This window comes from Limnospira indica PCC 8005 (assembly GCF_000973065.1).
GTDB classification, from domain to species: domain Bacteria; phylum Cyanobacteriota; class Cyanobacteriia; order Cyanobacteriales; family Microcoleaceae; genus Limnospira; species Limnospira fusiformis.
This window is the reverse complement of the sequence record NZ_FO818640.1, coordinates 1,591,833-1,613,778: the sequence shown is the minus strand read 5'-3', so window position 1 is coordinate 1,613,778 and position 21,946 is coordinate 1,591,833. Positions and strand designations below refer to the sequence as shown.

16 protein-coding genes and 5 pseudogenes are annotated in these 21,946 nt (G+C 44.3%); 9 read left to right on the top strand and 12 right to left on the bottom strand.

Annotation, left to right across the window (positions count from 1 at the left end; genetic code table 11):
* Positions 1 to 146: 146 nt before the first annotated feature.
* From XZ46_RS07105 to XZ46_RS07095, 3 genes are all read left to right on the top strand, one after another.
* Positions 147 to 1,976 carry a DUF3685 domain-containing protein gene (locus tag XZ46_RS07105; RefSeq protein ID WP_006668046.1) on the top strand — a complete coding sequence of 610 codons (1,830 nt, stop codon included), beginning with the start codon at positions 147 to 149 and terminating at the stop codon, positions 1,974 to 1,976.
* A 107-nt stretch (positions 1,977 to 2,083) separates the two neighbouring features.
* On the top strand, positions 2,084 to 2,833 hold the full coding sequence (locus tag XZ46_RS07100) for a DUF1995 family protein (RefSeq protein WP_006668047.1): 750 nt from the start codon (positions 2,084 to 2,086) through the stop codon (positions 2,831 to 2,833).
* A gap of 45 nt (positions 2,834 to 2,878) precedes the next feature.
* Complete coding sequence (locus tag XZ46_RS07095; protein WP_006668048.1) at positions 2,879 to 3,640, top strand: metallophosphoesterase family protein; 762 nt, start codon at positions 2,879 to 2,881, stop codon at positions 3,638 to 3,640.
* A 1-nt stretch (position 3,641) separates the two neighbouring features.
* Here XZ46_RS07095 and XZ46_RS07090 read toward each other — a convergent pair whose 3' ends face one another.
* From XZ46_RS07090 to XZ46_RS07085, 3 genes are all read right to left on the bottom strand, one after another.
* Positions 3,642 to 4,226: a hypothetical protein gene (locus XZ46_RS07090; protein ID WP_006620791.1), complete on the bottom strand. Its 585-nt coding sequence runs from the start codon at positions 4,224 to 4,226 to the stop codon at positions 3,642 to 3,644.
* An 84-nt stretch (positions 4,227 to 4,310) separates the two neighbouring features.
* Entirely contained in the window at positions 4,311 to 4,454 is a 144-nt protein-coding gene (locus XZ46_RS34020) for a hypothetical protein (RefSeq protein ID WP_008049302.1), read from the bottom strand.
* A 174-nt stretch (positions 4,455 to 4,628) separates the two neighbouring features.
* Complete coding sequence (locus XZ46_RS07085) at positions 4,629 to 5,891, bottom strand: aspartate aminotransferase family protein (protein ID WP_008049301.1); 1,263 nt, start codon at positions 5,889 to 5,891, stop codon at positions 4,629 to 4,631.
* A 189-nt stretch (positions 5,892 to 6,080) separates the two neighbouring features.
* Between XZ46_RS07085 and XZ46_RS07080 the strand changes: the two genes are divergently transcribed.
* Together XZ46_RS07080 and XZ46_RS07075 are read left to right on the top strand one after the other, a co-directional pair.
* Positions 6,081 to 6,512 (top strand): hypothetical protein, encoded by a 432-nt coding sequence (locus XZ46_RS07080; protein WP_006668050.1) that lies wholly within the window; start codon positions 6,081 to 6,083, stop codon positions 6,510 to 6,512.
* 64 nt (positions 6,513 to 6,576) lie between these two features.
* Positions 6,577 to 7,905 (top strand): adenylate/guanylate cyclase domain-containing protein, encoded by a 1,329-nt coding sequence (locus XZ46_RS07075; protein WP_006668051.1) that lies wholly within the window; start codon positions 6,577 to 6,579, stop codon positions 7,903 to 7,905.
* Positions 7,906 to 7,963: 58 nt separating this feature from the next.
* Here XZ46_RS07075 and XZ46_RS07070 read toward each other — a convergent pair whose 3' ends face one another.
* The 4 genes and pseudogenes from XZ46_RS07070 to XZ46_RS38535 all read right to left on the bottom strand — a co-directional run.
* Positions 7,964 to 8,260, bottom strand: coding sequence for an SH3 domain-containing protein (locus XZ46_RS07070; RefSeq protein WP_006668052.1), 297 nt, complete (start codon positions 8,258 to 8,260; stop codon positions 7,964 to 7,966).
* A 483-nt stretch (positions 8,261 to 8,743) separates the two neighbouring features.
* On the bottom strand, positions 8,744 to 11,503 hold the full coding sequence (locus tag XZ46_RS07060) for an FHA domain-containing protein (protein ID WP_008049294.1): 2,760 nt from the start codon (positions 11,501 to 11,503) through the stop codon (positions 8,744 to 8,746).
* Between the two features lie 141 nt (positions 11,504 to 11,644).
* Positions 11,645 to 12,841: an RNA-guided endonuclease TnpB family protein gene (locus XZ46_RS28575; RefSeq protein ID WP_081593244.1), complete on the bottom strand. Its 1,197-nt coding sequence runs from the start codon at positions 12,839 to 12,841 to the stop codon at positions 11,645 to 11,647.
* Positions 12,750 to 13,322 (bottom strand): annotated as a pseudogene (locus tag XZ46_RS38535) (IS607 family transposase); the annotation flags it as partial. The pseudogene XZ46_RS38535 and the gene XZ46_RS28575, both read right to left, overlap by 92 nt.
* Before the next feature lie 605 nt (positions 13,323 to 13,927).
* Between XZ46_RS38535 and XZ46_RS07045 the strand changes: the two are divergent.
* Genes XZ46_RS07045 through hpsU form a run of 3 tightly spaced genes read left to right on the top strand, consistent with a single transcriptional unit; the run spans position 13,928 to position 16,445 of the window.
* On the top strand, positions 13,928 to 14,872 hold the full coding sequence (locus XZ46_RS07045) for a glycosyltransferase family 2 protein (RefSeq protein ID WP_174447157.1): 945 nt from the start codon (positions 13,928 to 13,930) through the stop codon (positions 14,870 to 14,872).
* Between the two features lie 41 nt (positions 14,873 to 14,913).
* Positions 14,914 to 15,864: a glycosyltransferase family 2 protein gene (locus XZ46_RS07040; protein WP_006620802.1), complete on the top strand. Its 951-nt coding sequence runs from the start codon at positions 14,914 to 14,916 to the stop codon at positions 15,862 to 15,864.
* Positions 15,861 to 16,445: a hormogonium polysaccharide biosynthesis acetyltransferase HpsU gene (hpsU, locus tag XZ46_RS07035; protein WP_006620803.1), complete on the top strand. Its 585-nt coding sequence runs from the start codon at positions 15,861 to 15,863 to the stop codon at positions 16,443 to 16,445. The genes XZ46_RS07040 and hpsU overlap by 4 nt, the downstream gene beginning before the upstream one ends.
* 102 nt (positions 16,446 to 16,547) lie before the next feature.
* Here hpsU and XZ46_RS28570 read toward each other — a convergent pair.
* The 5 genes and pseudogenes from XZ46_RS28570 to XZ46_RS07030 form a co-directional block, all read right to left on the bottom strand.
* Positions 16,548 to 16,730: pseudogene (locus XZ46_RS28570) on the bottom strand (proton extrusion protein PcxA); the annotation flags it as partial.
* Between the two features lie 98 nt (positions 16,731 to 16,828).
* Positions 16,829 to 17,011 (bottom strand): annotated as a pseudogene (locus XZ46_RS28565) (proton extrusion protein PcxA); the annotation flags it as partial.
* Positions 17,012 to 17,109: 98 nt separating this feature from the next.
* Positions 17,110 to 17,292, bottom strand: a pseudogene (locus XZ46_RS28560) (proton extrusion protein PcxA); the annotation flags it as partial.
* Between the two features lie 98 nt (positions 17,293 to 17,390).
* Positions 17,391 to 17,573, bottom strand: a pseudogene (locus tag XZ46_RS28555) (proton extrusion protein PcxA); the annotation flags it as partial.
* A gap of 98 nt (positions 17,574 to 17,671) precedes the next feature.
* A complete protein-coding gene (locus tag XZ46_RS07030) occupies positions 17,672 to 19,093 on the bottom strand; it encodes a proton extrusion protein PcxA (protein WP_006620804.1) in 1,422 nt (473 codons plus the stop codon).
* Between the two features lie 80 nt (positions 19,094 to 19,173).
* Between XZ46_RS07030 and XZ46_RS07025 the strand changes: the two genes are divergently transcribed.
* Positions 19,174 to 21,399 carry a hypothetical protein gene (locus XZ46_RS07025; protein WP_008049281.1) on the top strand — a complete coding sequence of 742 codons (2,226 nt, stop codon included), beginning with the start codon at positions 19,174 to 19,176 and terminating at the stop codon, positions 21,397 to 21,399.
* Positions 21,400 to 21,946: the final 547 nt, after the last annotated feature.

Here is a 21,946-nt window from a genome sequence, read left to right as displayed (position 1 = left end):
TTCCTCAGGTGATTTCTGGTTGTAGGTTGAGGCTCAAAAAAATGGTTCCCGATGGTGGTTGTGCTTGGGTACTGATGCCATCAGGTCAGGTATAAGTCCCTGAAACCAACGACAAAAATACTTTTATTATTTTGCTCGGACTGGATATGAGCCAATCGATTATTCAACTGCTGCTGATTGATGATGATCCTATATTTAGAATGGGAGTCAAATCAATTTGTGAGCCATTTTCTGACCTGGAAGTGATTGCAGAAGCGGTCACTCTGAGAGAGGCTTTAGCAGTGTTAGATAATTGGGTAAAGCCACCAGTCGCGCCTACATCGGGAGTGATTCCTGATACTGTGAAAGTGGCGATTTTGGAGTTGAGGATTAAAGATTTAACTGCCCAAAAAAATCAGGGTACTTTGAATCAGCAACGTTCAGCGATCGCATTTTGTCAGCAAATCCAAGCCTCTTATAAAAATATACCCCTGTTGCTATTTACCTCGGAATCAGATCCTAACTTACTAATCTCTCTCCGGGATTTAGGAGTCCAGGGTTATTGTCCCAAGGGAGTAGGATTAGAAGAACTTTTGATCGCACTGCGACAAGTAGCAGCCGGAGAACGCTATTGGGTCAGTCCTATTTCTGGGGCGGCGCTATCTTCCCAGAGAAACCCACAGCGCGCGCTCACCAGTTGGCAAAAATTTCGCTATGGTTTAGTTAAACCGGGGCTAAGGTCGATTGAACAAGCGCTACAAGAATTAACCAAAGAACTCCAGGAGGCTGAATCTATCCCTAGTGATAAGGTTATGATGCTAAACTTGCTGATTACTAGGGGTCGCTATCGGGAGTTACGCGCCGCCAGGTGGCTGGTGAGTCAGTTAATACCACCATTACCACCCCCTGTTAATAATCCTCCCTCACCCCCAGACCCCCTTAGTCAACCATCATCCCCAGGAACTAACCAACCCCCCAACCCTGGTCAATTAGCAACCACAAACGATTCTAGTTTAGTATTAGCTACTGAGACTTCTACGGTGGATGTACAGTCGCTATTATTTGATGTGACTGTGGCTAAACTGCAATCAGGTTTGGTTAATTATACTGGTATCCCCTTAGAAATAGATATACTTAAACTAACTAAAAAACAAGAGCTGATTTATACAATATTGCGTAAATCCGAGGATTTAATCAATGAATTAAGGCTGTCGGAGATACAGCCAGAACAGCTAGATAGAAAAAGTTATAGCCTGATTATAGATTTGTGGAAAGAAGCGATCGCCGATTTTTTTGGTAAGTATTATTCGCTCAATGTCAGAGATGCTCAAGTGGAAGTAGTACCGGTATTATTGAGGGATGCTCCCCTAGTGGAAAAGGAAATTCTTAATCATATTCCCCTGATTAGGGATTTACTGGCTCATTTGTTATTCGGAGAACCCCTAACCATTGATAATCAAGTTTATGCCCTAGGTAGTTGGGAAGCCACACGACGCGCCGAAGCCTTATTGCAACATTGGGTGATTCAAGTCGCTAATGGGGTAATGCAGCCTTTACTTAATCATTTTGCGGATCTGGAGGAAGTTAAACAAACATTCTATGATCGGCGGCTACTGTCAACTAGGGAAATTGAAAAATTTAGGAATAACTTGTCCTGGCGATATCGCGTGAGACGCTATATGAGTGAACCCCAGGCGATTTTTGAAAGTAGCTATACATTATTCATTTTAGGCGATCGCGGGATTGAAAAACTGACAATCTATGCCTCCCGTCGCCAAGAACTAGAACAACTTTCCGGCATTCAGTTGGCGGTGACATTGGTCTTAGAAGGTCGCGATGCGATCGCCCCTAGGGTGAGAACAGCTATATCCTTTATTGGTAGCACAGCAGTTTATCTATTAACTCAGGTGCTAGGTCGGGGTATAGGCTTGATTGGCCGCGGTATTATTCAAGGTATTGGTTCTTCCATTCAAGATAGCCAGTTTAGGAAAAAATAGTCCTCATAGTCCCGGATTCTTTGGTAGAATGAGTCTAAGGCGGTATTTATTTCCGCGCTTTAACCCGTGTGGGTATCATTCAAGGGTTCGACCTACAGAATTTTGAGATGACACAACTCCCAACTACCCTATCTGAAGCGATCGAACAAGCCAAACAAGCGGCAACTGCTGCTCTCGATGATGGCTACAAATTGATTCAAGTTGAACTGGTATTCCCAGAAATTGAACTTCAAGCTCAGTCGATCGCCTCCCAGTTTATCCCCGCCCTCGAAAAACCCGACACCCTGCTTAAAGTCTTTTTTCCCGATGCAGGGTCGGCAGCTTTGGCTCGTCGAGATTGGGGAGAAACTCCTTTCCGAGTCACCGATATAGGAACCAGTCGTTCCCCCGTAGAAACTCGCCTACAACCCGATGATGGGCAGTTTTTGGTCGTGTCTCCATCTCCTGTAGAAGTTAACCAAGTCGAAAATCTGCATAAATTGGCAGGCGATCGCTCGGTGGTTCTTCTTAATCCCCGTTTAGAAGATGTTGCTATCATAGGCATAGGATACGCGGCTCGCCAACTGCGGGAACGCTTCCTAAACATTATTGAGTCTTGCTACTATCTCAAGCCTCTCGATGGCGCGGCTTTATTTCGCTGCTATCCAGGAACTTGGGAAGTTTGGCTAGAAATTGAGGGGGAATACCAAAAAATTACCGAACAATCAACTAAACCTGTGGGTGATCAGCTAGAACAAATCTTGGCTCGTGCCACCCAGGGAGATGACCCGTCATCTGTTACACCCAACCTACCACCTGCTAAGAAAAAAGGTTTTCTGTCCGAACTGCAAAGTTTTATCAATGCTTTGAGTAGATAAGCCACCTTTCACTCAGGGCAATTCATTGAGACATAAAGAAAGAAAATGTCTAAGCGGCGGATTGTTATTGGTGATATACACGGCCACTATAAAGGAATGATGGCCCTTCTTGACAAGGTGGCTCCCAATAGTGATGATGAGGTCTACTTTCTTGGGGATCTCATCGATCGCGGCCCGAAAAGCGCTCAGGTGGTTGAATTTGTCAAAAATAGCCCCTATAAGTGCTTAATGGGTAACCATGAACAACTCATGTTGGAAGCCCTCCCGGAAGTAGGTAGAAATCAACAGGCTTGGCAGGCTTGGCTTTATAGTGGTGGTCAAACTACTGTGGCTTCCTATCAAGAGGCGGAAATTATCCCTCGCGACCATCTGCATTGGATGCGATCGCTGCCCCTATTTCTCGACCTCGGAGATACTTGGCTGGTTCATGCCGGAGTTAACCCCAGGCGACCAATTGAACAGCAAACTGCTTCCGATTTTTGCTGGATTCGTAAAGAGTTCCATTCTATCCCAAAACCCTATTTTGACAAAAAACAGATTATTATCGGTCACACGATCACTTTTACTTTTGATGGGGTGGAACCAGGAAATCTTGTCCAAGGACAAGGTTGGTTGGGTATAGATACAGGGGTTTATCATGCTAAGAGTGGTTGGCTAACAGCCCTGGAACTTGATACTAATACGGTGTATCAGGTGAATGCACTCTATTCTAAGTTTCGTGTCCTACCCCTAGAAGAAATTGTCACTACCCTCAAGCGACCCTCTATTTTTGATAGGTTGCGTTATGTAAGCCCTCAAGCACATTAATTTACTTCCCTGTTGACGGCGGCGGGATGATTTTTGTTAGCCAAGTCTCGATTCCTCTTTTAGTGGGTTTTCCTGATGCGGTAAATCCCCAAATATCCCGCTTATGTTGGGGACCATAACTAATATGAATGGGGCGATCGCATCCATAAAAATATAAAGAGTCGAAGGGTAAATGATGATCTATAATCCAATCAACCAGTTGGTTACTTTCCAGATTTATGATCATAAAATCACAGGAAGCCCCTAATCGAGAACAGTAATATTTGCCTTTTTGGTTAAGTTCATGGGCTAGATGTTGGTCTAGGTTAGGGGCAACCCTACCGTTTTTGATTCCGGTGTGGTCATCTTTTTTTTCTAGGTATCTTTTCAGGTCCTTAGAACAAAATCCATAGGTTAACTGAAAGCGATCGCGCCCAAATTCATCAATAATTGGGTCGAGAATTGCTTGATTTAAGTCCTTGATCGCCTCGATACTTTCTGGCTGTTGTGGGTAAGGATTAATGCGATCGCTATATTTAGCATAAGTTTTTGTACAAGTACAAAACTCTTCTAAAAACAGATATTTCCCCAGTTTAATATTATCCATAAATCATGCCCCTAAACCTATCCTCCCTTTCCCAGAGAGCAGCTATATTAACCTGAACGCCCCCTAATTATTAATTATTAATTATTAATTATTAATTAAATAGATCGCCTCGATACTTTCTGGCTGTTGTGGGTAAGGATTAATGCGATCGCTATATTTAGCATAAGTTTTTGTACAAGTACAAAACTCTTCTAAAAACAGATATTTCCCCAGTTTAATATTATCCATAAATCATGCCCCTAAACCTATCCTCCCTTTCCCGGAGGGCAGCTATATTAACCTGATCGCTCCCTAATTATTAATTATTAATTATTAATTATTAATTGAAGAGGAGGCTGGTTGATTAATCTTCTGGTTAGCAGAGGTAATTAACAGCCCAACCCCCCTACATTATCTTCCCCATTATCGATTGTGTAAGGCGCGAGCTACCGCCTCACAGGCTTGATTAACTTCCGCCTCCGTCACAATTAAAGGAGGTACAAATCGCACAACTTTCGGACCTGCTGGCACTAATAAAACCCCTTGTGCGATCGCCGCATTAACCAGATCAATAGAAGTCAATTCCACATCTGGTTTTAATTCCATCCCATTAATTAAACCCCAACCGCGAACCTCAGCAATTAAATCAGGATACTCAGAAGCGATCGCCTGTAGGCTGTTTCTGAGCTGTTCTCCCCGCTGTTGTACATTGCTAAGGATATTTTCCCTTTCCAGAGTTTGACACACCGCCAAAGCCACACCACAGGCGAACGGATTACCACCAAAGGTACTCGCATGGTTTCCCGGTTCAAACACATCACAGAAAGACTTACACATCAGCGCACCGATAGGAATACCCCCACCGAGTCCCTTAGCGGAAGTAAAAATATCCGGTTCTATACCCAGATTTTCATATCCCCACCAGCGACCAGTGCGACCCATTCCCACCTGTACCTCATCGAGAATCAGCAAAATTCCCTTTTCATCGCAAATCTGGCGAATTTTTTGGAAGTAGGCCACATCTCCCGGACGCACTCCCCCTTCACCCTGTAGGGCTTCTAAAAGGATAGCCGCCACCCGGCGACCGTTTTGGTCAACTTCTGCGATCGCATTTTCCAAAGCCGGAAGGTCATTATAGGGAGTATAGACAAAACCTGGAACCAGGGGACTAAATCCCTTTTGATATTTGGGTTGTCCAGTCGCCGTAATTGTAGCCAGAGTGCGACCATGAAAACTAGCGTGGGCGGTAATAATTACCGGATCTTCAATATTAAGGCGATCGTGGGCATATTTACGCGCTAGTTTAATCGCCCCCTCGTTGGCTTCTGCGCCAGAGTTACAGAAAAAAACCCGGTCGGCTGCGGAATGCTCAGTTAACCAAGCTGCCAACTCTCCCTGTTCCGGGATATAGTAGAGATTCGAGACATGATGCAGCTTTTGGATTTGCTCCGTTACCGCTTCTATTAACTTGGGGTGCGCGTGTCCGAGGGTACAGGTAGCAATTCCCGCCACAAAATCCAGATATTCTTTCCCCTCTGTATCCCACACCTTACAGCCAGAACCTTTTTCCAGGGCGATAGGAAACCGCCCATAAGTGTTCATAACATTCGCGTTAAAGCGATCGATACTGAACTGTTCAGCCCCCGTTCCTAGACCGTCATCTCTGATTAAAGTTTCTGGACTCACAAATCGCTCCTTCAGTCTTTATAATGCTGATATTGTTAACCATCATATATCAGCCTTTATGGGGGCGCGTCACCGATTCCCCATATCCACTGAAACCCTTTGGGGTTTACCAACCCGCTGATTTTGCTGAACCCTAGCAATGGCTAAACTTGAGTTAAACTATCAAAATCAGTAGTAATGAGTGAGTTTATGCGATCGCGATTCTTTCCAGTTATCTTGGCTTCTGTGATTATCGGCTTCCTCAGTTGGCTGTGGACCCCCCCCGCGTGGGCGATGATTCAGATCGAATTATTTGATATCGGTTATCAAGACTGTCCGGCAGAGTTATCAGAAGGTATGGTTTCTAGTGGTTCTATCCAAGAGGCAGACTGTTTTATTGTTACCGGAAAAGCTAACAATACCTCTGGTAAAACCGTTGTCGATGCCGATATCTTCGGGCGGATCTATGATGCTAACGATAATCGGGTAATGCAAAACCGCACCCGCCTCGGTAGTATTGATGTTGTCCCTCCAGGTATTAGCGATTTTGAAATCCGAATTTCTATAGCCTCTAATCTGGAAAAGCCCTTTAAGTTTAAGCAATTTAAGGCTTCTGGCTTTACGGGTCGTATCGGCCGATAATTACCAGTTATCACGATATGGCAGTTAATTTCATTCTATCGGCTGCCTGAAACTCGGTCAAATTATGAGTAAATATACCCCAGGCGATCGCCAATTGGGTCCATGGTTAGATCGCACAATGAAACAGATATTTAAAGCCCCCGACATCATTAAAGCGGCTAACTATCAAACCTGGCAACATAGTTTTATGCGTCAGCGCCTGGGTTTGGGACTATGGCTGGCTTTGATAGTCTATTTGACCTTTTCCCTATCCCAAATCAAGAATTGGCTATTCTATCCCCAAGATTTTCGCCTAGATTGGTTAATTACTCAGGTATGTGTACAATTGGGGGTATTGGTAGGGTTAGTGTTATTACGAACCGCGATCGGTCGCCAATACCCAGGTTTGATTTTTCTGCTATTATCCTGGATGGTCACACTCAGCCCCCAAATTCGGGCAACATTTTTGGGCATATCTCAACCCGCGATTATTGAGTGGCCCCTCATGTTCTTTTCCCAAGCTACCCTGCTTCCTATCTGCTGGTGGTTACATCTCATTTCTCAATTGGGGGTATTACTTTATTATTTTGGCACTCAAATTATCCTAGATCTTCCAGTCCGGTTACCTGTGGATTGGATGACTCAGGATTTTCTGGTGTTATACTTTTTTTGGATCTGTGTTATTTGCAATTTGTCGGTTTATTTATATGACCGTCTCGCCCATTCTGAGTTTAACTCCCGTAAAGCCTTAGTTACTGCCTACGAACAGGTTAAACAAGAACAGGAAAATTCCGAAAAACTGCTACTTAATATTCTACCATATCCTATCGCCGAACGCCTTAAACAAGACCCTAAAACTATTGCTGATGATTTTACCGATGCGGGGGTGCTTTTTGCTGATATTGTCGGTTTTACCGAGATTTCAACCAGGTTTAGTCCCACGGATTTGGTGCAGTTGCTAAATGGTATTTTTTCCAGATTTGATGGGTTAGCAGAACAACACGGTTTGGAGAAAATTAAGACTATTGGGGATGCTTATATGGTGGTTTCTGGGTTGCCTTTACCTAGAGACAATTATGCGGAAGCGATCGCTGATATGGCTCTGGATATGCAGCGGACTCTCCGGGAGTTCAACCGACAACATCAACAGGGTTTTAAAATCCGTATTGGTATTGCTACCGGTCCCGTTATTGCGGGGGTAATTGGCTTGAAAAAGTTTATTTATGACCTGTGGGGAGATACCGTTAATATTGCTTCCCGAATGGAGTCCCATGGTATCGCTGATGAAATTCAGGTGACAGAAGAAACATATATGGCACTTTGCGATCGCTATATCTTTGAAAAGCGCGGCACAATTCCCATTAAAGGCAAGGGTGAAATGACCACTTATTTGCTCAAAGGAAAACGCGAGTAAACCAGGGGTAAAATTGGCTTTCTTCCCCACTTTGTCGCGATTAATTAAACTTTAATACCTAGTTCTTATAGGTAATAAAATCACCCCGAACCCAACCACGAGCCTTAGACGCTGGAAACTCCACATAATACCACCTATAGCCACCAACTACCCTTTCATTAATCACATCAACATAGTCTCCCGCATAACCATAATGAGCTATAGAATAGTTAGTTCCAGGTCCTGAACGAATGTTAATTTGAGACCCCGGATCCCTCGCAAATAAACGCGCCGGATAAGCCCAAGCCGGAACTACAGCGGCAGCTATCATAACCATAGATAGACCAGCAGACAGCAACAGTTTCTTGGCACTCATTGATTGACTCCAGAATTAATTAGGTCAAATATTCAGCCAGCAATGGTTTAACTAATTAAGCAATTGTTCTAGCTTAGTCCTATTATCATCCACCAATTAACCAGCGTCATCAGTGTAATTGCTTACCTTTGAACAATCCTGGCTTGGTGTTGGGTTTCACCCAACCTACTGTGTTGGGTTTCAACCAACCTACTTTTCTGGGTTTCACCTAACCTACTGTGTTGGGTTTCACCCAACCTACTTTTCTGCGTTTCAACCAAGTTACTGTGTTGGGTTTCACCCAACCTACTTTTCTGCGTTTTAACCAAGTTACTGTGTTGGGTTTCACCCAACCTACTTTTCTGGGTTTCAACCAACCTACTCTGTTGGGTTTCACCCAACCTACTTTTCTGCGTTTCAACCAAGTTACTATGGGGGTGAGATTAATACTTGATGTTGCGTTGACATCTAGTTTCACCCCCACCCTCAATTGTATCAGGGTTGTTAAATTACGTCCTTGCGTTTTTGCACGACTAATAACAAGCCAAACATCACCGCAATTAAACCTATCAAAATCCCCCAATATTTGCCGACATTCACATTAAACATGGAACCATAGTCCTGGAAAAAACGCTTAATGGTTCCTTCCGCTTCGCCTAAAGCACCCTCATATTTACCTCGCCATTCTCCATACTCATCCTGCCATTGTTGAATAGCTGTCTGGTACTCATTAACCCGGTCTTGATAGGCTTCTAAATCGGCTTGATATTGATCCATCTCATCCTCATAGTCCAGTTGCGCCTGAAAAGATGGGTTATCAGGTCTAGTAGGTTGTTGGGGAGGGTCGCCAGGAGATTCAGGACGGACGGGTTCTGGCTGGTCAACAGCCGGATTATACTTAGCTAAAATACCGGGAAAACTGCATTGACTAAATAGGCTAGTTCCTAAACAAATACAGTCCTGTTTTTGGGCATCAGTTAAGGCATCGCGTTCATCCTCATCTAACTGCCAACAGGGGTCTTCAGCTACATCTCGACCTACTCCAGTGATAGTAACAAAGGATTCAAACGGCCATTTGGTGAGGGTGAGATGATTAATAATGAGTCCTGGTAATCCCAAGGTGTTAATAGGTAGCATTCCTCCGCCAAAAGTAATTTGAGGAACCAAAAAGATAATGGTCAATAAAGGGGCGATATTCTGATTGGGAGAAATAGCGGAAACCAATAGTCCCATTACCATTCCTGCCATGGTAGCCAAAACTAAGGTTATGTACAAGGAACCATAAACGGAAAAGTCACCAGGAATCTGAACAGCTATCAGTTTAAACAATAGGAAAATTGCAGCTTGATATAAGGCGAATACTGAAGCTATACAAACCTTGGAAAGAATATAGGGAAGAATTTGTAAACCAATAGTCCTTTCCCGGCGGTAGATATCGGCTTCTTTGACAATATCGCGCATGGTGGCGATACTACCGACCATGACGGCGACTAAGGCGGTAACAAATAGCATGGTAATGACCTGCCCAAAATCGCCTTTGGTATCGTCAAACATATAGCGATTCCACGTAAACCAGTCCAGTATACCGAGAATAGGCGCGATCGCTAACATTAAGATTAAACTAGCTCGATCGCGCCTTAAAATTGACCAATTCCGATTCGATAAAATCAGAAACTGTCGCCAAGCGGAAACCCGTTTAATTGTCGCGCCGGGAACCTGTTGCGATCGCCTATTACCATTAGTTTCAGCCTGAACATTGCTGAGAGTATTTTGGCGTTTAACCACAAACCTTTGGTATTGGGAAGAGTTGAGATAATCCTGCTGCCAATCTTCAGGCGATCGCTCCCTTTCCACCTTATGATAAATTTGATTAAAGCGCTCAACCCCAAAATATTCCTGGGCTTCTTGAGGAGGGCCGAAATAAGCAATCCGACCCCCCGCACCTAAAAAGACTACTAAATCACACAGCATCACATTATCGGTAGCATGGGTAATCAAAATCACCGTCCTACCTTGGTCTGCCAGATTTCGCAGCAGATTCATAATATCAGCTTCTGTACCCGGATCTAAGCCAGAGGTTGCCTCATCCAAAAAGAATAAACTAGGCTTAGTCAACAATTCCACCCCAATAGATACCCGCTTGAGTTGACCGCCACTGAGGGCTTTAATCGGAACATCTTGACGGTGAGATAATCCCAAATCCTGGAGAACCTCATCAACCCGTTTCTGTCTTTCTGCTACAGTGGTATCAGCAGGCATTCGTAATTGGGCTGCATAATCCAAAGCCTGAGTCACAGTTAACTCAGTATGGACAATATCCTTTTGGGGAACATAACCAATTTCGGTGCGGTAGGCGTTATAGTTTTTGTACAAGTCAACCCCATTGACTAATACATGACCCCCCGTAGCTGGACGAAAGCCGTTTAGGGCATCAAGAAGGGTAGATTTACCGCCGCCACTAACCCCAGCCACTACCACAAATTCCCGCGCCTGTATCGATAGGGAAATATCATTGAGTAGGTTAACTTCTTTGGAAACCTGTTTATTTAAGCCTACCGCATCGAGGCGCAGATTACCTTCTTCGTTGACCTGTACTAGGGTCTCATCAATGTTTAAGGTGAACCGACAAGGACCGATGCGAATATTATCTCCCACCGCCAGGGAGCGATCGCCTGTAATTACTTTACCATTGACAAAGGTTCCATTGGTAGAGTTTAGGTCTGTTAACACAAAAGACCCGTTTTTCCGGGCAATTTGGGCATGGTGGCGAGACACGGAGGGATGATTAATGACTGTATGATTACTCCCATCGCGACCAATAGTAATTAGATCTTTTCCCCGTAACTCTAGGGTAAAACTTAGTACCGTGCCACTGCTCTGCCCTATAGTGTTATCAATCACTGTTTTTTCTGATCTGGCTGGGGCGGCGGCTTGGGTTGGGGCTACAGCCAGGGAACTAAAGCAAAAGGTTAGTTTAGTATCGCCTATTTGGATGGTGTCATTATTGGCTAAGGGTTGTGGCGTTTTGGGGGGAATTGTATCTGCGTTTAGCAGTGTGCCAATGGTACTGCCTAAATCCACAATTACATAGCGATCGCCTTCTAGTTTAATCTCGGCGTGATGCCGCGAAACACTCATATCTGTTAATACTACGGTGTTATCGGGGGCGCGACCAATGGAAGCTACCCCATTATCAATGAGTATTTCCGAAACAGATGTGCTGCTGTGAATTTTGAGTTGGGCATTGGTTGATGGTAAACTCATGCAATATCTCCATTAGCTGGGAAACTGACTAGCTGTTGTTGACTACCAGCTAATCTAAACGCATACCTTCCCTCAAACCTTAGCACAATCACAGTTCTCCGGCTCAAGCGCCCGGTCTTCTGGATTAGTAGACTGATACATTTACGCGACATTTATCCGGCTATTGCCTGACAATGCGACGATAGCACTATTACCCGTTAAGGTAACAGAGGCGGTATCCCGCAAAGCTTTTAGAAAGATTCCAAAAGCACCGTTCCAGTCCCTGGGTAGAGTGAACCCGCACTCAGGACATCGGAACACTTTTGAGCCACCTAGCTGGGAATGGACATGACCACAGTGAGTACAGGTTTTGCTGGTGTATTCTTCCGTCACATCTACAACTGTGGTTCCAGTTATTTCCCCTTGATGTCTCAGGGTTAGTTTGAATCTATAATGCGCCCATGTCAGCATGGCGCGGGCAGTCTTAGACCTGATTAGACGCTTCACCTTGGCAACCATATCGGAAGTCTCGAAGGTCGGCAAAAAAATTAGGCTGTAGTTGTGAGTCAAGTAGTGAGCAATTTGTTTGTGGGCTTCATCAACTAGATTGCGGATTTTGGTTCTCATTCGTTGAGCCGCTTGCCTCATCCGTCGCCTTCTTGAACGACAGGGTTCCTTGGCGATTCGGCTCATCAAATCATCCAAATGTTGACATAGCCTAGTAATGCGTCCAATATCCCCGGAGCCCAATTCCAGAAATCGTGAACCATCAAACCCGGTCATAAAAGTTCGGACGCCCGGGTCTAATGCAATCACGCCAGTAGCGTCAGTTGTGGTAACGGCAACTGGTTCAGGGAAAATCGCCAACCATCGACCTTTGGTAAACACCAACTGAGTCCCTTGCCCGCAAGTTTTAGGGATGGGTTCGGAAACCATGAAAGTTAATCCTTTCGTGAGTCTTGGATACCAACTCCCTGAAGAGAAATTAGCATCGTTAAACTTGATGGCTTGAGAACTATCCCGACAGCTCCTAAACCTTGCGCCAGGACTGGCTGAAAAGGCGAGATAGGCATCAAAGATAGCATTCTGCCGAATATGGCAGGGTGTTTCTTTGACCCATTCGGGTAAGTCACTCTGCATCACTTTATTGCGTAACTTTAACTTGCTTAGTCGTTTACCACTCCGGGATAATGCAATTGCTTGGTTGTAGCAATACCGACAAGCGGCCAACCATTGGCGCCAGACTTGATTTAGCTCCGGGCTGGGGTAAATCCGGATCTTCTTTGACCTGAGTTTTGTATTTACTCCGTCCGTATAATCTGGAGCTAAAGCAGTGGAGGAGGGCGAGGATGTCCTCAACCATTTCTGGTTCTGGACTGAGACTTGTCTCGTTGAGAACCATGAGTGAGCAACTGTTTTGCTCACAGAGCCATCGAAACAAGTCAAATCCCCATATTGCCAATCGGTCTTGGTGGGCAACGACAACCATGCGGACATCTCCTGACAAATGATGTCCCAGTCAGGCCAGCATTTTCTTTCCCTTGAAGTTGAGCCCGCCTCCGATTTCTGAGACGACTTCTGCTTCGGGGTAGAGGTTGGACAGTGCGGCCACCTGTCGGTTGAGGTCTGACTGCTGGGCGCGGCTACTAACTCTGGCATAGATAACGACTTTGCGTTTGTCACTGCCTGATTTGGCAGTATATCACTCAACGTTGTATCGTCGTTGCCCAGCGGGGGTTCTGATGGTCTCGATTGAGCCATTGGAGTCCCATCTGCGGAGTGTTCTTTCATGGACTCGAAGGATTTGGGCCGCTTCCTTGGGTTTGACATATCTGGCAATAGGTTTATCCTCAACCCTTCTCGCTTATTATACCCTATTGCCCTAAAATATTAACCTAATTTGAGATTAAATCATGCTCCAATGGCGATACCTTGGTCTAACCTCTGTCTAACCTCCCTCAAGGCTAACATCACAAAAAAAGCGATCGCCCTTCGCTCAATTTTACAGCGATCGCTAGGTTTATGAAAAACAACCAGTTACTTCTATTATAATACCAACATCAACACAAGTCAACAATTCTTTCCCATTTAGCTGTAATTAAACTCGGTCTGATGCTCATTGAAACAAATGCCTTTACCAACTGGTTTATTAAATGCTGCTACTGTAAAAATTCAAGACTGAACAAGCTGTAATTAATGTTATAGGGAGGAACGCTATCAAAATTATTTAATCCCCGCGAGGATGATTAAACACCAAGGCTAGACCAATTTAACAGGGGGTTCTGTAAAAATAATGGGAATTTTGATAAAGATTGTGTAAAATGATAGCATCCTAATCTAGGCTCGTAACTGCGACCCGTGGGGACTAAGTTAACCCAGATTAGTGGTCAGGGAATTTGCATCAACGGTTGGGAAACCCATCAGCAACCTCTAGGAACTCTAGTTATGTCTGAACCGCTGATTTCTGCGATCATTTGTACCCATAATCGAGCCAACTACTTAGGGGCGGCGATCGATAGCTTGCTAGACCAGGAATTTGATGAGTTTGAGGTGATAGTGGTAGATAATGCTTCGAGCGATCGCACCCGTGAAATAGTCGAAAGCAAACTCGATCACCCTAAACTCGGTTATGTCTACGAGCCGATCACAGGTCTGTCCGTCGCCCGCAATACCGGAGCCAAAACCGCCCAGGCTCAAATTTTAGCTTACCTAGACGATGATGCCGTCGCTAGTCGCCAATGGCTAAGGGTACTCTACAGAGCGTATCAAGACAACCATAAACTAGCCGTAGCAGGAGGTCGCGTTACCTTAATTTGGCCAGAAGGCATCACCCCACCCCCATGGCTATCCCCCGGTTTAGCCGAAAACTTAGGAGCATATAACCTGGGAGATGATATCCTTTATATCACTAATCCCGGCTTAACCCCCAGAGGACTAAACTACTCTATCCGCCGCACCTTTCTTGACCAAATTGGAGGCTTTGACCCTAATCTAGGTAGAGTGGGAAAACGGCTGCTTTCTAACGAAGAACTGGTGATGACAGAAGAAGCTCTCAACCGAGGCTGGGAGGTGGCTTATATTCCCGATGCTTTGGTGGCTCATAATGTCGCTCCGGAAAGAGTTAAGCGCAGTTGGTTCATGGAGAGAGGCTGGTGGCAGGGAATTAGTGAGTGTTACCGTGAACAACTGTCAGGACGCGCCAACTGGGGACAATTAGGGCGGGGCGGCGAGAATATGGTCAGAGGACTTTACAAATCCCTAAAGTATTTTAACGATCCAGCTACCCGATTTGATAATTTGGTTTATGCTTATGGTCAAATTGGCTATTTAGGAGCGGCGATCGCTGGTTTGTTAAACATCAACAACACAGCCACCAAACCCAAAACATGAGAAATCACCTATCTTAATGGTCTACTTATCAACATTGTGTTATGAGCATTACTGCATCCAAAATTCCCGTTTCCGTGCTAATTCCTGCCAAAAATGAACAGGAAAACCTCCCCGCTTGTCTAGCTAGTGTGGCTGTGGCTGATGAAATTTTGGTGGTCGATTCTCAAAGTAGCGATCGCACTGTGGAAATTTCCGAGAGTCTGGGAGCTAAAGTTGTACAATTCCACTTCAATGGTCAATGGCCGAAAAAGAAAAACTGGTCCTTAGAAAACCTCCCCTTTCGTAATGAATGGGTGCTAATTGTGGACTGTGACGAACGCATCACCCCCGAATCTTGGCAAGAAATTGCCCAAAAAATCCAAGACCCGGAATATTCTGGCTATTACATTAATCGTCGGGTATTCTTCCTGGGGAAATGGATTCGCCACGGCGGTAAATATCCCGACTGGAACCTGCGTCTATTCAAGCATAAACTAGGTCGCTACGAAAATCTAAACACGGAGAATGTCCGCAATACCGGAGATAACGAAGTACACGAGCACGTAGTTATCTCGGAAGGAAAAGTCGGTTATCTTCAAGAAGATATGCTTCATGAGGATTTCCGGGATTTGTTCCACTGGATAGAACGCCATAACCGTTATTCTAACTGGGAAGCACGGGTTTACTACAATATCCTCACGGGTCAGGACGATAGTAAAACCATTGGGGCTGATTTATTTGGAGATGCAGTCCAGCGGAAACGCTTTTTAAAAACTATTTGGGTCCGACTGCCCTTTAAGCCTCTGTTGCGATTTATCCTATTCTATATTATCCAACTGGGTTTTTTGGATGGTCGCGCTGGCTATATTTATGGCCGACTATTGAGCCAATATGAATATCAAATTGGGGTGAAACTGTACGAATTGCGTCAATTTGGTGGTCAGTTGAATGTGGCTAAAACCACCACAAACACGGTCACGCCTCAGTCTGTACCTCAAACAGTGGAAAAATGACGAAAACCGACACATCGACAGAAGCCTGGGTTGATCTGCGAAAGTATGATCAATCTGGGTTTGACCGGGGGAAGCCAGGATGGTTTATTTTGCTGTGGTGGCTGGTTCAGGCGATCGCCTTTCCCCTCACTCCTCACCCGTTTAATAACATTCGCTGTGGGATTTTGCGACTGTTTGGGGCCAAAATTGGTCAAGGGGTAATTATTCGACCTACCGCTAGGTTTACTTACCCCTGGAAAGTGGCGATCGGTGATTATAGTTGGATTGGTGATGATGTGGTACTTTATAGCCTAGACCGTATCGAAATCGGTGAGCATTGCGTGATTTCTCAAAAGTCCTATTTGTGTACCGGAAGCCACGATATCCATGACCCCGCTTTTGGTCTACAAACCGCCTCAATCGCGATCGCCCCTGGGGTGTGGGTGGCTACAGATTGCTTTATCGGACCGGGTGTGGCGATCGGTGCTAATACAGTTGTCGGCGCTAGATCCAGCGTCTTCAGTGACCTACCAGCAGCCCAAATTTGCTTAGGAACCCCCTGTCGTCCCCATTCCCCCCGAAATCTCATAATTAACAATTAATAATTAATAATTAATAATTAATAATTATGGGGGCGGGTTCTGTTAGTTGATCGCCTTCCCACCCCACCATATTAATAAACCCGATCCAACTCGGGGCTGCTGTTATTCATTCATAGTCTTATAGGTCGATACTGCGGAAGGTGAACTGCGGTTGAGGTAGCGGAAAATCCAATACTTAAATACCGCATCTAATATAACCGGAAAAGTTGCAATAAAGAGAAAGTTAAAATCTCGACTTTCTGCTACTCCTAAATTTCTAGCCACACTTTCCATAATTACCTCCCATAATAATTAATAATTAATAATTATGGGGGCGGGTTCTGTTAGTTGATCGCCTTCCCACCCCACCATATTAATAAACCCGATCCAACTCGGGGCTGCTGTTATTCATTCATAGTCTTATAGGTCGATACTGCGGAAGGTGAACTGCGGTTGAGGTAGCGGAAAATCCAATACTTAAATACCGCATCTAATATAACCGGAAAAGTTGCAATAAAGAGAAAGTTAAAATCTCGACTTTCTGCTACTCCTAAATTTCTAGCCACACTTTCCATAATTACCTCCCATAATAATTAATAATTAATAATTATGGGGGCGGGTTCTGTTAGTTGATCGCCTTCCCACCCCACCATATTAATAAACCCGATCCAACTCGGGGCTGCTGTTATTCATTCATAGTCTTATAGGTCGATACTGCGGAAGGTGAACTGCGGTTGAGGTAGCGGAAAATCCAATACTTAAATACCGCATCTAATATAACCGGAAAAGTTGCAATAAAGAGAAAGTTAAAATCTCGACTTTCTGCTACTCCTAAATTTCTAGCCACACTTTCCATAATTACCTCCCATAATAATTAATAATTAATAATTATGGGGGCGGGTTCTGTTAGTTGATCGCCTTCCCACCCCACCATATTAATAAACCCGATCCAACTCGGGGCTGCTGTTATTCATTCATAGTCTTATAGGTCGATACTGCGGAAGGTGAACTGCGGTTGAGGTAGCGGAAAATCCAATACTTAAATACCGCATCTAATATAACCGGAAAAGTTGCAATAAAGAGAAAGTTAAAATCTCGACTTTCTGCTACTCCTAAATGTCTAGCCACACTTTCCATAATTACCTCCCATAATAATTAATAATTAATAATTATGGGGGCGGGTTCTGTTAGTTGATCGCCTTCCCACCCCACCATATTAATAAACCCGATCCAACTCGGGGCTGCTGTTATTCATTCATAGTCTTATAGGTCGATACTGCGGAAGGTGAACTGCGGTTGAGGTAGCGGAAAATCCAATACTTAAATACCGCATCTAATATAACCGGAAATGTTGCAATAAACAGAAAGTTAAAATCTCGACTTTCTGCTACTCCGAAATGTCTAGCCACACTTTCCAGAATTACCTCCCAACCGTGGGGGGAGTGGAAACCTACGAACATATCAGTTAACAAAATAATGATAAATGCCTTGGCGCTATCACTGAGACCATAAATTATATCCCCCATAAATGATTTCAAAACTTGCACTTCTTGCTTGTTGTTAGACAAAATTAACACAAACGTAAACACTGATATAATATCAGCAAAAATGTTTTTAATAGCATTAGAACTTAATGTGCGATATTCCTCGGCAATTTTGATGGCTTTGGCTTGGGTTCTTTCCTCCAACTCTTCCTCGGTTAATTCTGGTATGAAACCCACCATCATCTCAAACTTTAACCTGGCCTCATATCTCTCGATTTCCATCAATGCTTCTTCTTCCATGTCAACATTCATAAATATGGGCGTGTTTTCATTTACCCAAAATCTATCGACCAAGGGACCAACCACAAAGTTTTTCGACAATTGCTGAGTCAGAAGCGGCACTAAAATCAAAATGAGAATAAATCTAATTGCAATAATAGTTTTAACTTTCGATTTCCGATAATCTTTAATGACCTGTTCTTCTGACTCTGGGTTAAGTTCCCGTTTAATGCGAGTCACAGTTCTGAGCAAAGTTCGAGGTAGAAAGCTAGTGCCGGAGTTTTCAGATTGGAGGTTATCTTTAAGATTATTATCCGCTTTGGGGGGAGAAATAGGGATATCTGAACTGAGAATAGACTTAGACTTTTGGGGAAGCGAAACCAGTCCATTTTCTGGATCGTTAGGTATCAGAGAACGGCTTTCTAAGTCCTCAAGTTTTACCAGTGCTTTAGATGTTGATGGTACTTTGCTTGGGGATTTTTTTTGATGATAACGGCTAGTTACAGCATCAATAAATTCTAGTTTTTCACAGACGATCGCAATGGTATCGGCATCTTGATGGCGATCGTAAATATCATCCTGATTCCGCAACTTTCGATTAAGTTCGGCGGGGTCTATTTGTTCGGAAATGGCGAAAATAGAGCGGCTAGTGTTAAATTCTGCCAACCGCATTTGAATGACTTGTAAATACCTATTAACCTCCGATTTAAAATAAGACAAGACTCGATCGCTATACTCATCAGAAGACGACCCGATCGCCTCACCATGAAAATGCTCATTTTCCAGAGAGCGGATTTTGAGAGCCGCATCTAATGCCTGATCTAAAGCTCGATCAGGAGTATCACGAAACCACTGATTAGCGCGATTGAGAAACCGCTTAAACTGAGTCCAATTTGAGGATGTCATAGTGAGTTGCCATAAACACCTATTTGAGGTTAGGCGCGAAAAAATGGTAATGTACGGGGTATATTAGCACTTTTACTGAAATGGCTGTGGTTTGGCAATCACTGTGGATTACCGGAGGCTCACGAACAGGTAAAACTACCCGTTTGGTAGAGCAATTTTGTCTTTGGAGTCAAATGTATCTAGGCGCTCTCAAAGCGCCCTATTCAGCCCCATTTAAGCCCAAGCACCCTCTACAAGGCTTGCGTCCCCTAGTTTTAGCTGCTAATGGAACCAATAAACGCCATTTAGTTGATAGGATAACCCAAGCATCTGCTGGACAATATCCATTTTCCGCCATCACCATTATGGGATTTTTTCAGCAGGAAGTGCTTTTGTTCTGGCCCCTGCTAATTGAAGCCCTAGACCTGAGAGCCCAATTTCCCCAGAGGTTGCGTCCTGAACTAGAACAGGAACTTGCCAGCCAACTTTGGAGTCCTGAAATCGATAGCGGAAAATTAACGGACCTTGGGAAAGGACGCGATCGCATTGTCCGTACAACCCTCGATCTATTACAACTAGCAGCACTCAGCGGCACGCCTGTTGAAGATCTGCCTAGTATTTTAGAACGCCATGAGGCTGTTGATGACATTCCTGAGACAACCTATACCTGTATGACCGAGATGCTCCTGCGTTGGCAAAATTGGTGTCAGCAAAAGGGATTACTGACTTATGGGATTATAGCAGATTTATATTGGCCACATTTGTTAAAGCATCCCACCTATCAAAAGCATCTGCTCAATCAGCATCGAGTTATCTTAGCCGATGATGTGGATGAATACCCAGCGATCGCCCGCCATGTATTCGAGTTTTTATTAGAGAATCAAGTGATGGGAGCATTTACTTACAATCCCCAAGGTGCAGTGAGACTAGGTTTAGGGGCAGATCCTAAATATCTAGCACAGTTGCAAGATCGCTGTCAGATAGAACAGCTTTCTCCTGTCGAGGGTTTAGCGAAAACTCTCGGTACTCAGGTGGTGTCATGGATAAATCAAGATTATGGTCACTTTCCCGACTTGAGCAACTCTCAGCAGTCAGTTTTTGCCATAGAAACCACCTCTAGGGCTGAACTATTGCGGCGGACTGCTACAACCATCATAGAAGCCATTAAAAATGATGAAGTACAGCCCCAGGATATTGCTATCATCGCTCCGGGGCTAGATGCGATCGCCCGCTATAGCATTCGGGAAATTTTAACCCATGAGGGTATTGCACTAGAAGAAATCCAACCACAGCAACCGCTGATCACTTCTTCCGTAGTGCGATCGCTACTTATCCTACTCGCCTTAGTATATCCAGGCTTAGGGCGGTTAGTAGATAGAGATGCGATCGCCGAAATGCTGACCATTATCAGTAGCCATATCCCAGAGAGTAAACACAGCAGCACATCAGACCCCGACTCACCCGCGGCCAATTTTCCCATCCAGAATGCGATCGATCCAGTGCGAGCCGGTTTATTAGCTGATCACTGTTTCGCCCTTGATGTGCAAAATCCGAAATTACTGCCAATTAATACCTTTCCACGCTGGGACTGCCTCGGCTACCGTGCAGCCAACACCTATAAATATATTTGTGAGTGGTTAGCCCTACAGCAACAGCAGTATCATCAGAACCTCCTCCCCAGTCCTGTCGCCTTATTAGAGCGAGCCATCCAGGAATTTTTCCTTCCTAGGGCTACAGGTTCATCTTACTTAATTATGGATATGAATCGCCCAGCCTTAAAGGTTTTTGCACAAATCGACCTGTTGCGGGAATTAATGGAAACCGCCATCCACTTTTGGAATATTTATACCAGAGACAAACCCCAGCCATCACCCTTAGAAACCGTCGAAATCACTCGCCAATTTATTGAACTGTTGCGCCGGGGAGTTGTGACCGCCAACCCCTATCCCATGGGAGAAATGGCTGTTAAACCTCATCGTGTCACCCTCGCCACCATTTTCCAATACCGTGTCAATCACCAATCCCATTCCTGGCACTTTTGGCTAGATGTGGCCTCACCCCTCTGGTTCCAAGAGGGAGCCAGTAGCCTTTGGGGTGCGCCTCTGTTTCTCAGAGATATTCAACAGCAGAGACAGCCTTGGACCAGTGAGGATATGATGGCAGCAAACCAACAAAGACTACAAAGGATAGTCTGGGATTTATTAAGTCGGGTTAGCGATCGCCTTTACCTGTGTCATAGTGAATTATCAGTTAACGGTCAAGAACAACTCGGACCTCTTCTACCCCTCGTTAATAGTGTACAATACGCCCCTAGACCTAATCTGTAGGGGCGAAAAATTTTGCGACCCTACATTCCCCAATAGTTGAAACCGTCGATAAACCTCAGATAAAACTGGGTAGTATATATATCAGTTCTGCCAAGAGAGAAGTTAGGAAAACCGCCATATGAATCAAATTAAATTTATGAAATCCCGCTCAATACCCCCCTAAACTCATCAGATAATCTCAATCATACCAAATATTTTTTAATGCTGATTAATTCCCAATTCAGCTATAATTCACCCTGAACCAGTAAATTCTCAGTGTTTGTGCATGACAAATATACTCAATAATACCTCTTGATTTTCCAGAATCAGTCACCGGAAAACCTCAATAATTTATGATTAAAAGTCACAGTTTCTGCGATATTAGTATACGGGCATTGACTGAGCCATCATTAATCTGTTTAAATTGATAGCCATTCATCTTATGGCGATGACTTCAAATCACCCATGTGGCTACCTTCCCCAAATCATGCCCCCAAAAACTTAAATAGCCTAACCGTTAAAATAACCCCTTGTCTATGCCAAAATTCCCAAGTCATCACCAATTAGG